The 13,008-nt window shown below is 65.6% G+C and carries 14 protein-coding genes and 2 tRNA genes; 6 read left to right on the forward strand and 10 right to left on the reverse strand.

The features are described 5' to 3' along the window. Positions 1-2 precede the first annotated feature (2 nt). Positions 3-350 (reverse strand): succinate dehydrogenase, hydrophobic membrane anchor protein, encoded by a 348-nt coding sequence (gene sdhD, locus ACQ1W9_RS13845; protein WP_431023892.1) that lies wholly within the window; start codon positions 348-350, stop codon positions 3-5. Then, the gene (gene sdhC / locus ACQ1W9_RS13850) at positions 344-721 is read right to left on the reverse strand and encodes a succinate dehydrogenase, cytochrome b556 subunit (protein WP_346063728.1); all 378 of its coding nucleotides are present in this window, start codon (positions 719-721) and stop codon (positions 344-346) included. The genes sdhD and sdhC overlap by 7 nt, the downstream gene beginning before the upstream one ends. A 399-nt stretch (positions 722-1,120) precedes the next feature. Here sdhC and gltA point away from each other — a divergent pair, with 399 nt between their 5' ends. After that, positions 1,121-2,407: a citrate synthase gene (gene gltA / locus ACQ1W9_RS13855; RefSeq protein WP_346063729.1), complete on the forward strand. Its 1,287-nt coding sequence runs from the start codon at positions 1,121-1,123 to the stop codon at positions 2,405-2,407. Between the two features lie 82 nt (positions 2,408-2,489). Beyond that, positions 2,490-3,371, forward strand: a complete 882-nt coding sequence (locus ACQ1W9_RS13860) for an NAD(P)-dependent oxidoreductase (RefSeq protein WP_431023893.1) — start codon at positions 2,490-2,492, stop codon at positions 3,369-3,371. 484 nt (positions 3,372-3,855) lie between these two features. Here the strand turns inward: ACQ1W9_RS13860 and ACQ1W9_RS13865 are convergent. From ACQ1W9_RS13865 to ACQ1W9_RS13880, 4 genes are all read right to left on the reverse strand, one after another. Beyond that, positions 3,856-3,931: transfer RNA gene (locus tag ACQ1W9_RS13865), tRNA-Glu, on the reverse strand. A 24-nt stretch (positions 3,932-3,955) separates the two neighbouring features. Continuing rightward, a tRNA-Ala gene (locus ACQ1W9_RS13870) sits at positions 3,956-4,031 on the reverse strand. Positions 4,032-4,285: 254 nt separating this feature from the next. After that, on the reverse strand, positions 4,286-5,779 hold the full coding sequence (gltX, locus tag ACQ1W9_RS13875; protein ID WP_431023894.1) for a glutamate--tRNA ligase: 1,494 nt from the start codon (positions 5,777-5,779) through the stop codon (positions 4,286-4,288). 141 nt (positions 5,780-5,920) lie between these two features. Further along, positions 5,921-6,820: a LysR family transcriptional regulator gene (locus tag ACQ1W9_RS13880; protein ID WP_346063732.1), complete on the reverse strand. Its 900-nt coding sequence runs from the start codon at positions 6,818-6,820 to the stop codon at positions 5,921-5,923. Between the two features lie 424 nt (positions 6,821-7,244). Here ACQ1W9_RS13880 and ACQ1W9_RS13885 point away from each other — a divergent pair, with 424 nt between their 5' ends. Continuing rightward, positions 7,245-7,760 (forward strand): helix-turn-helix domain-containing protein, encoded by a 516-nt coding sequence (locus ACQ1W9_RS13885; RefSeq protein WP_431023895.1) that lies wholly within the window; start codon positions 7,245-7,247, stop codon positions 7,758-7,760. Between the two features lie 16 nt (positions 7,761-7,776). On the opposite strand, the gene ACQ1W9_RS13890 is transcribed toward ACQ1W9_RS13885, so the two are convergent. The 3 genes from ACQ1W9_RS13890 to ACQ1W9_RS13900 form a co-directional block, all read right to left on the reverse strand. After that, positions 7,777-8,331, reverse strand: coding sequence for a hypothetical protein (locus tag ACQ1W9_RS13890; RefSeq protein ID WP_431023896.1), 555 nt, complete (start codon positions 8,329-8,331; stop codon positions 7,777-7,779). Between the two features lie 90 nt (positions 8,332-8,421). Then, on the reverse strand, positions 8,422-8,733 hold the full coding sequence (locus ACQ1W9_RS13895) for a TraR/DksA family transcriptional regulator (protein ID WP_346063735.1): 312 nt from the start codon (positions 8,731-8,733) through the stop codon (positions 8,422-8,424). A 78-nt stretch (positions 8,734-8,811) separates the two neighbouring features. Further along, positions 8,812-9,006 carry a hypothetical protein gene (locus tag ACQ1W9_RS13900; RefSeq protein WP_346063736.1) on the reverse strand — a complete coding sequence of 65 codons (195 nt, stop codon included), beginning with the start codon at positions 9,004-9,006 and terminating at the stop codon, positions 8,812-8,814. 196 nt (positions 9,007-9,202) lie between these two features. Here ACQ1W9_RS13900 and dusA point away from each other — a divergent pair, with 196 nt between their 5' ends. Continuing rightward, entirely contained in the window at positions 9,203-10,210 is a 1,008-nt protein-coding gene (gene dusA / locus ACQ1W9_RS13905; protein WP_431023897.1) for a tRNA dihydrouridine(20/20a) synthase DusA, read from the forward strand. Here the strand turns inward: dusA and ACQ1W9_RS13910 are convergent. Beyond that, positions 10,203-11,240, reverse strand: coding sequence for a succinylglutamate desuccinylase/aspartoacylase family protein (locus tag ACQ1W9_RS13910; RefSeq protein WP_346063738.1), 1,038 nt, complete (start codon positions 11,238-11,240; stop codon positions 10,203-10,205). The genes dusA and ACQ1W9_RS13910 overlap by 8 nt on opposite strands. Before the next feature lie 168 nt (positions 11,241-11,408). Here ACQ1W9_RS13910 and ACQ1W9_RS13915 point away from each other — a divergent pair, with 168 nt between their 5' ends. Together ACQ1W9_RS13915 and ACQ1W9_RS13920 are read left to right on the forward strand one after the other, a co-directional pair. Then, a complete protein-coding gene (locus tag ACQ1W9_RS13915) occupies positions 11,409-12,023 on the forward strand; it encodes a TetR family transcriptional regulator (protein ID WP_431023898.1) in 615 nt (204 codons plus the stop codon). Between the two features lie 76 nt (positions 12,024-12,099). After that, positions 12,100-12,987 carry an alpha/beta fold hydrolase gene (locus ACQ1W9_RS13920; protein ID WP_431023899.1) on the forward strand — a complete coding sequence of 296 codons (888 nt, stop codon included), beginning with the start codon at positions 12,100-12,102 and terminating at the stop codon, positions 12,985-12,987. Positions 12,988-13,008: the final 21 nt, after the last annotated feature.

Consider the following 13,008-nt stretch of genomic DNA (forward strand, 5'->3'; position numbering starts at 1 on the left):
AATCAGGCTCCCCACAGGACTTGAATGCCCCACACCAGAAAAACGAAGATGGCCAGGATGATCACGATCTGCACGGCGAGGCGCAGGGCGGTGGCCTTGAGATAGTCGGTGGTCACGGTCCACAGGCCCACCCAGGCGTGGGCCGCCAGGGAGACGAAGGCCAGCAGCGAGAAGATGCGCATCCAGGTGGCGGAGAAGAGCCCGCTCCAGGCCGCATAGTCGAGGCCCGGGTTGAACAGCAGATAGCCGACCATGAAGAGTGTGTAGACGGCCAGGATCAGCGCGGAGACGCGCTGGATCAGCCAGTCGGAGAGGCCGCTGCGGCCGAAGCTTGTGATGTTGGTTACCATACCCAGACTCCCGCCAGAATGATCAGGACGGCACTGATGACCACGGTGGCCTGTGCCTTTTTCAGGCCCCCCTCGAGGGTCACGCCGATATTCATGTCCATCAGCAGGTGCTTGATGCCGGCCACGAAGTGGTAGGCCAGGGCCGACAGCAGTCCCCAGGCGATGAGCTTGACGAGGAGGTTATTGGAAAGGGCATGGCTGACGGCGTCGAATCCCTCGGGAGAGGAGAGCGACGTATCCAGCGCCCAGAAGGCAAAGATCAGCCCAATGAAGAGGAGGATGCCGGTGATGCGGTGGGTAATCGACGTCAATGCCGGGAGCGGCATCTTGATCGTCGTCAGGTCGAGGTTTACGGGTCGTTTGCTATTCACGGCTCTATACACACTCTCTTGGCCCGCTTCCTGGTTGGGGCAAGGCCCAAGCGGGCGGTGGTTTTGAGGAAGGGCTCGGCCGTTTGCCAAGTCGGCACGACTCCATTCCTGCCAGTCGCGCGGGGTGGATTATAGGGACAAGGGCTAACCATGACAAACCTAACCGTATCGAACACGACCATCGTTTAGCCTTGACCGCCACCGCAGGAAGCGCACAATGATGCAGGGCAGCAACAACTATACAGTAACTATACGCTTCGCCAGCCATATACAACCACAAGGCCTTTCGGCTAATTGACAATCCCCGACACGCTTCTATAGTGGGCGAACTTTTTACGCCAGCATGGCAAGCGAGACAACGACTTATCGTCCGAAACGAGAGATACAGAGGAGGCCGGCATGGCTGACAGGAAAGCGCAGTTGACGATCGAAGGGCTGGACAAGGTAATCGAGCTGCCTGTCTATTCCGGCACCGTCGGCCCCGACGTGGTCGATGTCCGCGGCCTGGGCGCCGAGGGCGTCTTCACCTACGACCCGGGCTTCATGGCCACATCCTCCTGCCAATCCGCCATCACCTATATCGATGGCGGCAAGGGCGTATTGCTGCACCGCGGCTACCCCATCGACCAGTTGGCCAAGCACTCCAACTATGTGGAGCTCTGCTACCTGCTGCTCAATGGCGAACGCCCCTCGAAGGAAGAGTACCAGACCTTCGAGCGCACCATCCGCAACCACACCATGGTCCACGAGCAGCTGGCCAACTTCTACAAGGGCTTCCGTCGCGATGCCCACCCCATGTCGATCCTGTGTGGCGTGGTGGGCGGCCTGGCGGCCTTCTATCATGACCACCTGGACATCACCCGCGAGGAAGACCGGCAGATCAGCGCCATCCGCCTGATCGCCAAGATGCCGACCCTGGCGGCCATGTGCTACAAGTACAACATCGGCCAGCCCTTCAACTATCCGCGTAACGATATGAGCTACGCGGAAAACTTCCTCTACATGATGTTCAGCAACCCCTGCGAGGAGTACCAGATCAATCCGGTCTTCGCCAAGGCCATGGATCGCATCTTCATGCTCCACGCGGACCACGAGCAGAACGCCTCCACCTCCACGGTGCGCCTGGCCGGCTCCACCGGCGCCAACCCCTTCGCCTGCATCAGCGCCGGCATCGCCGCCCTCTGGGGCCCCGCCCACGGCGGCGCCAACGAGGCGGTGCTGAACATGCTCGACGAGATCGGCGACGACTCCGAGGAGAATATCCAGCGCTTTATCGACAGGGCCAAGGACAAGGACGACCCCTTCCGCCTGATGGGCTTCGGCCACCGGGTCTACCGCAACTTCGACCCCCGCGCCAAGGTGATGAAGGAGACCTGCGACGAGGTGCTGGGTCAGCTGGGCCAGGCCGACGACCCGCAGCTGCGCATCGCCAAGCGCCTGGAGGAGATCGCCCTGGAGGACGAGTATTTCGTCAAGCGCAAGCTCTACCCCAACGTCGACTTCTACTCCGGCATCATCCTCAAGGCGATCGGCATCCCCACCAATATGTTCACGGTGATCTTCGCCATGTCGCGCACCATCGGCTGGATCTCCCACTGGCACGAGATGATCAGCAGCGACTACAAGATCGGTCGCCCGCGTCAGCTCTACATCGGCCATCCGCAACGCGACTACCCGACCGAGTAAGCGCCAGCGCAGCGCAGACCACAGAAGGCCGCCCCATGGGCGGCCTTCTGTGTTTCTCCCCGTCATACAGAGGAGCCTTTCCATGTCATCCACTATCGCCACCGTCGCCTTTATCGGCCTGGGCGTGATGGGCCAGCCCATGGCCCGCCACCTGGCCAGGGCGGGCCTCAGGGTTCGCGTCTATAACCGCAGCGCGGCCAAGGCCGAGGCCTTCGTCGCCGAGCACGGCGGCAGCCACCACGCCACCCCCCGAGACGCCGCTGCCGGCGCCGATCTGGTGCTGGTCTGCGTCGGCAACGACGACGACGTGCGCCAGGTCACCAGCGGCGAGGACGGGGCCCTCGAGGGCATGGCGCCCGGCCGCCTGCTGGTGGATCACACCACCGCCTCGGCGAGCCTGGCCCAGGAGCTCGATGCCGCCTGCCGCGGGGCCGGCATCGACTTCCTCGACGCCCCGGTCTCCGGCGGCCAGCAGGGCGCCGAGAACGGCGCCCTGACCATCATGTGCGGCGGCGAGGCCGCGGCCTTCGCCCGGGTCGAGGCGACCCTGGCCCACTACGCCAAGGCGGTGGCCCACATGGGCCCCGCCGGCAGCGGCCAGCTCACCAAGATGGTCAACCAGATCTGCGTGGCCGGGGTCGTCCAGGGCCTGGCGGAGGGGCTCCACCTGGCCGAGAAGGCGGGCCTGGACCGCCAGCGGGTGATCGAGGCGATCTCCCAGGGCGCTGCCGGCTCCTGGCAGATGGACCATCGCCATCGCACCATGATCGATGACGACTACGAGCACGGCTTCGCGGTGGACTGGATGCGCAAGGACCTGGCCATCTGCCTCGACCAGGCCCGGGAGCTGGGCGCCCGCCTGCCGCTGACCGCCCTGGTGGATCAGTTCTATGGCGACGTCCAGGCCATGGGCGGTGGCCGCTGGGACACCTCGTCGCTGCTCAAGCGACTGCAGCGCGACTAATGCCCGGAGGGAGGGGAGCTCCCCTCCCCCTCACGCCGATCCGCCCCGTCGCATTCCCCGCCCCGCCCGGGCTCTGAGTTCCCACGAAACTTCCACGTAGACGACGTTATCCACGCCCCACCGCTTGTCCACATAATCTGTGGATAAAGCTGTTCACAACCTTGAGACAAGGCCCAGCAAGCGCCATGACAAGGGGGTTACGCTTAGATTGCTCAATTTTTATCCATTTATAAGGCATTGATTTTAAAAGGATAAAATAAGAATTGCCGCAACCATGCGGGCCGACGCCGGGTTGTGCACAAGATGACGGAAGGATGACAGGGGTCGTGGACAACTCGGGACAGTTGTCAAGCCCAGGGAGGGAAAATTCAGGGTCGATGGGCCGAGAGGAGTCCCTGCGAAACGAGGGAGAGGCCCGGAATCGAGAGACAAAAAAAACGCCTCACGGCGCCTCGGTGTCCCTCTGCTGGAGCGATGTGGAAAGTGGCGTCCCATAGGGGGTTCGAACCCCTGTTACCGCCGTGAAAGGGCGGTGTCCTAGACCACTAGACGAATGGGACGCATCTTCCAGACTCTCGAGATGTTGGTGGAGCCTAGCGGGATCGAACCGCTGACCTCAACACTGCCAGTGTTGCGCTCTCCCAGCTGAGCTAAGGCCCCGCATCTCGTGAAGACGAGGCGTATAGTACTGATCTCCCTCGCCTTCGTCAACACTTTTTCAAACTTCTCTCGCTATCCGAAGCCGCGTCCCTGACTTGGCGATTTCGATCCGCGGCTACCCCGGGACCCCGCATCGCAAAGACGCCGTAAATCCATCCCTGGAGGCTCGACTTTATCGTCCCTGATAAAGACGCTTTGCTCTTGCGGGGCCCCGGCGCCGCTCACCGCTACAGTGACCTTCTAGCTTCCAGCTGTCAGCTTCCGGCTCCGGGAAGCTCTCGAAATTCCTTTTCCAGGCGCTTGGCCTGCTTCTTGGAGACGCCGCCCAGCACGGCGATGGCGTGGCGCAGCCGGGCGCGGGTCATGTCCGAGCCGAGGATCGCCATGGCATCCAACACCGAGGTGGAAGTGGCGGAGCCGGTCACGGCGATAAACACCGGGGCCAGGAAGGCCTTCATTTTCAGCTCGAAGACCTCGGTCAGGGCCTTGACCTCCACCAGCAGGTTCTCCTTGTCCCAGCGCGATACGCCTTCCAGGCGCCATACCAGGAACTGCAGCAGGCGCACCAGCTCGTCGCGTTCCAGCTTGACACCCGCGAAGCTGGACTCGTCGATGGCCGGCAGGCCGGAGAAGAAGTGGCCGGCCAGCGGCATCACCTCGGAGAGGGTCTCCACCCGCGGGCGCACCTGGGGCAGGATCTCGCGCACATAGGCCTCGTTGAAGGCCCAGTCGCGCAGCGCCTGGAGGAAGGCGTCGTCGTCCAGGTCCTCGCGGATATAGAGGCCATTGAGCCAGGTCAGCTTCTCCAGGTCGAAGACCGGCCCGCCCAGGGAGACCCGCTCGACGTCGAAGTGGGCCATCATCTCGTCGAGGGAGAACTTCTCCCGCTCGTCAGGCATCGACCAGCCCATGCGGCCCAGGTAGTTGGTCACCGCCTGGGGCAGGAAACCCATGCGCCGGTAGTAGTTGATGGAGGTCGGGTTCTTGCGCTTGGAGAGCTTCGACTTGTCCGGGTTACGCAACAGCGGCATATGGCACAGCTCCGGCATCTCCCAGCCGAAGTACTCGTAGAGCAGCTGATGCTTGGGCGCCGAGTTGATCCACTCCTCGCCGCGCAGCACATGGGTGATGCCCATCAGGTGGTCGTCCACCACATTGGCCAGGTGGTAGGTGGGCATGCCATCGGACTTGAGCAGGATCTGGGCGTCCACCTGGGCCCAGTCCACCTCGATCACCCCACGCAGGCGATCCTTGACCCGGCAGGTGCCCTCGGTGGGGACCCGCATGCGCACCACATAGGGCCAGCCCTCCCGCTCACGGCGCGCCACCTCCTCCTCGGGCAGGGCCAGATCGGCGGGCTTGAGGGCCATCTGCAGGCCGGCGGCCTTGCGTGACTCGCGCAGCTCGTCGAGCTCCTCGCTGGTACGGTAGCACTTGAAGGCATGGCCGGCGTCCAGCAACTGCCGGGCGTACTCGGCGTAGATATCACCCCGCTCGCTCTGGCGATAGGGCCCATGGGGGCCGCCCACGTCCGGGCCCTCATCCCACTCCAGGCCCAGCCAGCGCAGGGAGTCGAGGATCATCTGCTCCGACTCGGGGGTGGAGCGCTCGCGATCGGTGTCCTCGATGCGCAGGATAAACTGCCCGCCCTGCTGACGGGCGAAGCAGAGATTGAACAGGGCGATATAGGCGGTGCCCACATGGGGATCGCCGGTGGGGGACGGCGCGATACGGGTACGTACGGTCATCTCGGAATCCATTGGCTAGAGAGGTGATGTCCTGGGGGGCGATTATACGCACTCGTTCCCTCCCCAGCAGCCACCGGAACCCGAGAGGCGTTCCAGAGGATCGTGAGGAGCGCTCAATACCCAGACCACAGGGCTTGTGCCCTAGAGCACCAGGTGCTCGTGGAACCAGTCGGTGATGAAATCGAGATAGGCCCGCGTCTTGTCGGGCAGGTACTTGCGGGAACGAAACAGCACCAGCATGCTGCCATGCTCGTTCCAGTAGGGCTGCAACAGGGGCACCAGGCGGCCTTCCTCCACCGCCGCGCGGGCCGCGAAGGTCGGCAGGTAGGCCAGGCCGAAACCCGCCTTGGCCGCCTCCACCACCCCCAGCAGGTTATTGATCACCAGCCGAGAATGGGGCTCCACGTCCAGCGGCTGATCATTCAGCGAGAAACGCCAGTGGGCCCCCAGGTCGTAGTTGCCGTAGAAGACGGTGTCGTGGTGGGCGATATCCTGGGGATGGTGCAGCGGCTGGTGGATCCGCGCCAGGTAGTCCGGCGCCGCATAGAGGCCATAGACCACCTTGCACAGCGGCCGCGAGACCAGGCTGGAGGGCGGCAGGGGCCCCATGCGAATGGCCAGGTCCACCGCATCGTCGATGGGCTCGAAGCGTTGATCCTCGAGCAGGATCTCCACCGCCACATCCGGGTAACGACGCATAAAGGCGGTGGTGGGCTCGGCCAGGTACATAAAGCCGAAGCTGACCTGGGCACTCACCTTGAGCTGGCCCCGGGGGCGCGCCGTCACCGACTGCACCTGGGCCTCCGCCGAGGCCAGCTCCTCGCGGATGCGCAGGCCATGCTCATAGTAGATCTGGCCGGCCTCGGTGAGGTGCAGGGAGCGGGTGGAGCGGTTGAGCAGGCTGACCCCCAGTTCCTCCTCCAGGGCCGCCACCCGCTTGGAGGCCAGCGACTTGGAAATCCCCAGCCGTCGGGCCGCCGCGGTAAAGCTGCCCCCCCGCACCACCTCCACGAACACCTTGAGCGCATCCAGGGTCGCCACCGCGGGCCTCCTCTGTCGGGGAATTCGATCGAGCCATGTTTCAGGCAATGTTTCCATTTTGGAAACACTAGTTTTCGATTGTACCCACTTATTACGCAAATGCCGACTGACTATACTGGCCCTGCCTGCCGAGACGAGCCTGCGCTCACTCGACGGGTCAACGCCATCGGGCCGGCCACGGTCGGCCTGGATGACGCCTTCAGTGCATATCTGCTTTGTGCGCGGCCGGATGTTATTCGACAACCGGCGCGCTTTTCTTTTGTCGCCTCCCCCCTCGTTCCGTGCGGACACCAAGAGCAAACGCAACTTAACGGATCCGTCGTTGTCACATCAGCGCCGCCGAACTATCGTTGACCTTCCGTGGTCGATGCCACGAGGCCGATATTCTGCGGCACTTCCCCTTTCACGCTGACGAGAGACTTCGATGGAATCGCTCGGTCCCCGAATCAAGCAGCTCCGTTTACAAGCCCAGCTCAACAAGGCCGCCCTGGCTCGCCTGGTCGGCGTCTCCGATGTGACCATCTCCTATTGGGAATCGGGTGCCATCAAGCAGATCGGCCATGAGCGCCTGGTGGCCCTGGCAGAGGCGCTGGGCTGCCCGCTCAGCCACCTGCTGGACGATGGCGCCGGTGGCGGCCAGCAACCGCTGCGCCTCTCCCATCACTTGCCCCTGCCCTGGCAAGGCCAGGGAGCGCCGACGCTGATGCTGGAGGGCCAGAAGGCGCCCGCCTACCTGGTGACACCGGCCAGCGATGAGTCCTTCGAGGCGCTGCCGCCGGGCGCATTGGCCGCCATCCAGCCCCTGAGCCGCTACCTGGGGCCGGGAGACTATCTGGTGGAGGAGCAGGGGCAGTTGGACGTGCGTCGTCTCGCAGGCGAGTCCCCGGGGCTCGAGCTGCATGGCAAGCTGGTGACCCGCTGGGCCCGCCTCGACGACTGAATTGACCGCGGGGCCATCAACGATGGCCCACCTGGTAGGTGGTCCGATACTCGATCACCTGGCCCAGGCCGTGGCCACCCTGCCGCACCCAGTCACCCTTGAGGTGTTCCCCCTGGGTGCCGATGATCGCCTGGACCGAGGCCGGCTGCAGGTTGCCCGGCGACATCTCCAAACGCAGGGTATAGTTCCCCGCCGCCAGGCCGCTGCCGGAGCCGAAGGGCCCCACCTCGAAGCGCCCCACCTCGCCGACCTGGGTACGATAGCGCCAACTGACGCCACTGGCATCGCGCACCACCACGATCAGGACCTGCGTGCCCTCGGGCAGGTTGGTCTCGCCGGAGACACTCAGCCGCCGGTCGGGCCGCACCTCGGCATCGAGCTCCACCCACACCGGCTCCGCCAGGGGAGCCATGCCCTCGTCGGGCGCCGTCTCCTCGGGCTCGGCGACCTCTTCCATGGGCTCGGCGGGCGACTGGGTCGGCGTCGCCTCTTCCGCCTCGCCGCCACAGCCGGCCATGCTCAATGTCAGGAATAGTGCTCCCGCCCAGGTCAGTCGGCGCCTAGCCTCCATGAAACTCCTCCCGAGAGATCAATGCCTTTCTAGACTATCATCGCCCTCGGCGGTTCGTCCCAACGGCCGTGCTCCACGGTGACGCCGGTCTCAGGTGTCGGCGCAATGCAGGCAGCGAGTGGTGTAAGGCAGGGCCGCCAGGCGACGGGGATCGATCGTCTCGCCGCATCGCTCGCAGACCTCGCCCTCCCCCGCCTCGAGCCGCGCCAAGGCATGGCGTGCCTGGGCCAGCTCCTCGCGGGCCTCCTGATCCAGGGCCTCCACCACCTCATCGTTCTGCACCTCACCGGCCTGCTCACGGCTGTCCTTGTCCAGGGAGCGTCGTTGATGGGCCCGGTAACGCGCCAGGCGCGCCTCCAGGTCGTCACACAGGTGTTGCAGGATCTCGCGTCGTTCGCTCATCGTCCTCTCACTCGCCATGACTTACCGTGACTTAGGTGATAGCACAGCCACGCCGCCCCGGCCCTGTCCCGAATCAACTCAAGCGGGATCGCCGATCACGCCCAACCACAGCAGCAGGGCCACGAAGGCCATGGCCAGCACGAAGGCCAGGCCCATGGCCAGCGACTGGCGCAGCAACCAGTTGACGCCCCGGCGCCCCAGGACGATGGCGATGCCCAGCCAGGCGGCCACGAAGATCACGAACATACCGGCGGTCGCCAGGGACTCGGCCATCTCTTGTCTCCTTGGATATCTCGACAGAGGCGCCGTTATACCCACCCGGGCGGGACTCGGCCAGACGCCGGCCCCCTATAGCCCCTATTCGCCCCGCCCATAAGGCGGCCCCACCCAGCGAACACTCACTCACCCCTCGCATCCCGCGGCGGGGCTGATAGAATGGGCGCCTCTTCCGATCGACCCCGTGATGCCGATGCCCCGACTCGACCGCACCTTCTCCGTCGCCCCGATGATGGAATGGACGACCCGCGACTATCGCGCCTTCGCCCGCACCCTGAGCCGGCGGGCGCTGCTCTATACCGAGATGGTCACCACCGGGGCCATTATTCATGGCAGCCCCCGGGAGCGCTTCCTCGGCTACGACCCGGTGGAACACCCCCTGGCCCTGCAACTGGGCGGCAGCGATGCCGGGGAACTCGCCGAGTGCGCGGCCATCGCCGAGGCCTGGGGCTATGACGAGGTCAACCTCAACGTGGGCTGTCCCAGCGACCGAGTGCAGAACAACCTGATCGGCGCCTGCCTGATGGGCCACCCCGACAAGGTGGCGACGGCGGTGAAGGCGATGCGCGAGGCGGTGTCGATCCCGGTGACAGTGAAGTGCCGCATCGGCATCGATGATCAGGACGAGGACGCCGACCTGGCGCACTTTATCCGGGTGGTGGCCGACGCCGGCTGCGACACCTTTATCGTGCACGCCCGCAAGGCCTGGCTACAGGGGCTCTCCCCCAAGGAGAACCGCGATATTCCACCCCTCGACTACCCCCGGGTACACCGCCTCAAGGCCGAGCGGCCGGCGCTGCATATCGGCATCAACGGCGGTATCAAGACCCTCGACGAGTGCCAGGAACAATTGCGCCAGGTGGACAGCGTGATGGTGGGCCGCGAGGCCTACCAGAATCCCTGGCTGCTGGCCGGCGTCGACGAGGCCCTTTACGGCGAGCCGGGCCCCGCCGCGAGCCGCCATGCCGCGGCCCAGGCCTTCCGCCCCTATATCGCCCGCCGCCTCGAGGAGGGCGCCAGGCTCAACCATCTGACCCGCCACCTGCTGGGCCTCTTCCAGGGCTGCCCGGGGGGACGCAAGTTCCGCCGCCACCTCTCCGAGCACGCCCACCGCGAGGGGGCCGGCCTGGCGATCTTCGACGATGCCCTGGGCCTGGTCCCGGAAGGCACACCGGCTCCCGCGACCGCCCTGGCTACTTAAGGTTGAGGCCCTCGGGCAACGACTCGTAGTCGGACTGGAAGGTCTCGATGGCGCTCTCCGCCTCCTCGATGGCATCGAAGCGTGCCACATGGAAGAGCGCCTCTCCCTCGTTGGCCAGGGGCAGGTTACTCATGCCAATCACGATGCCGTCGGCATTGGCACGGACCTCCCCCTCCACGTTACCGAAGGGATCCGCCACCAACCCCAGCAGCTCCCCCTTGGCGACCCGGGCGCCGAGGCGCACCTTGGGGCGCAGGATGCCGTCGATGGTGGCCCGGGCCCAGCTGGAGCCATTGGCCACCTCGGCGGCGGGGGGCGCGGTCCGGCGGCGGTCGCTGGTCAGCATGCCGATGCTGCGCATCACCCGGCGTACCCCGCGCACCCCGGGGGCGATGGCCCACTCGTCGAAGCGCAGCGCCTCGCCCGCCTCATAGGTAAGCACCGGCACCCCGTTGCCCTGGGCATAGTGGCGCAGGCTGCCCTCGCGCAGCTCGGCATTGAGGATCACCGGCACGCCGAAGGCCATGGCCATGGCCTCGGTCTCGCCCCCCGGGGTCAACTGGGCACGGATCTGCGGCAAATTGGTGCGGTGGATGGCGCCGGTATGCAGGTCGATGATATGGGTGGCCAGATCGACGATCTGCTCGCGAAACAGCGCCGCCACCCGGGAGCCCAGGGAGCCCGACTCGCTGCCGGGGAAACAGCGGTTGAGGTCGCGGCGATCGGGCAGGTAACGACTGTGCTGGACGAAGCCGAACACATTGACGATGGGCACGGCGATCAGGGTGCCGCGCAGGCCGCGCACGGCGCTGGAGCGCAACAGCCGGCGCACGATCTCCACGCCATTGATCTCGTCGCCATGGATGGCGCCGCACACCAGCAGCACCGGCCCGCTCTGACGCCCATGGATCACCTCCACCGGGATATGCAGGGGCGCATGGGTATAGAGCTTGGCCACGGGGACATCGATCTGGGCCCGGGAACCGGGGGCGACCCGCACGCCGGCGAGTTCGAAGGGGGCACGCGCCATGGATCACATCCTATGTCAGAAGGCTGGTTTCCTTATACTCGCCCGAGCGGTTCGGCACGAGCCCCGCGCCTCAACGACCGCCGACGGCTTATATATACAATCATGAATGTAAGTTTCCCGATGGCTAGGGTAAACTAGGAGGGACTCCCCGCTCCCTCGAGACCCGATATGGCCCGAAAGACCAAAGCCGAAGCCGAAGCCACCCGTGAGGCGTTGCTGGAGGCCGCCGAGGCGGTATTCTATGCCAAGGGCGTGGCCCGCACCTCCCTGGAGGAGATCGCCCGCCAGGCCGGCATGACCCGTGGCGCCGTCTACTGGCACTTCAAGAACAAGGGCGACCTCTTCGCCGCCCTGCTGGATCGCGTCCGCCTGCCCTTCCAGGAACTGGTGGAAGAGGTCGGCGCCGACAGTCACGGCGATTCCCCGCTAGAAGCCATTCGCCTCGCCTGTCACAAGGGCTTCGTCCGCCTGGCGCAGCCCCGCTACCAACGGGTCTACTCGATCCTGGTTCATCGTTGCGAGTTCTTCGGCGATATCGACCCCATCGCCATGCAGAACGCCATGGCCAACGAATCCTGTGGCGCCCTGGAAGAGTATTTCCAGTGTGCCGCCGCCCAAGGCCAGCTGCGCGACGACATTGCCCCCGAGCAGGCGGCCCAACTGCTGCAAGCGACCCTCGGTGGGCTCTTCCACGACTGGCTACGCAACCCCGACGACTTCTCCATCGAGGTCCGGGGCAATGAGCTGGTGGAGGCCCTGCTGCGCCTGATCCGGCGCCCCTGAGACCCGCCTTATATTGCTGCGATGCAGCAATACTCCGCTATACTGATGGCCTAGCCTCACCAGCGGAGCGATTGCCATGGACGACCTGGCCCTGATCCCCCTGGGCGGAGCGGAGGTGGCGGTGCGCATCTGGCACCCCAGGGCCTCCCGCACCCTGATCGCCTGGCACGGCCTCTCCCGACATGGCGGCGACTTCGCCCCCTTGGCACGGCTATTGGGCCCCGACTGGCGCATCCTGGCACCGGATACCCCCGGCCGCGGCCTCTCCAGCTGGCCGCTGTTTCCCGCCTACGACTATCGCTACGAGCGCTACCAGGCCCTGGCCCTGCAACTGCTCGACCACTTCGCCCTGCCCCGGGTGGCCTGGCTGGGCACCTCCATGGGCGGCCTGCTGGGCATGCTGCTGGCGGCGGATGCCCAGCATGGGCGACGCATCGAACGGCTGATCCTCAATGACGTGGGGCCGGAGCTGGAACTCCAGGGCCTGGTGGAACTGGGGGGCTACTTCGCCATGCCGCGCTACTTCAGTCGCTTCGGCGACCTGTGCCGGGAACTGCGCCGCCATCATGCCGACTTCGGCATCAGCGACGAGAAGGACTGGCGGGAGCTGGCCCTGAACAGCGCCCGTCGGCTGCCCGACGGCGGCTGGACCTTCCACTACGACCCGCGCATCGTCGAGCAGTTTATCCATGACCGTCCCCGGGATACCTGGCAGGACTGGGCCGCCCTGGGCTGTCCCTTGATGGCGATCCGCGGCGCCCGCTCGGGGCTCCTCAGCCAGGAAGTGGTGGCGCGCATGGCCAGGGTGCAGCCTGGCCTGGTGACCCTGGAGGTGGCGGACTGCGGCCATGCCCCCATGCTCGATACCCCGGCCCAGGTGGAACCGATCCGGGACTTCCTGGTGGAGGCCCCGTGCCCCGGCTGGCGCCGGCGGCTGCGCCGCCTGCTGCCCCCTTATCACTGACCGCCCTCCCCGCGGCCCGGC

Origin of the sequence: Halomonas sp. H5, from assembly GCF_050613175.1 — a bacterium.
In the GTDB taxonomy this organism is placed as follows: domain Bacteria; phylum Pseudomonadota; class Gammaproteobacteria; order Pseudomonadales; family Halomonadaceae; genus Bisbaumannia; species Bisbaumannia salifodinae.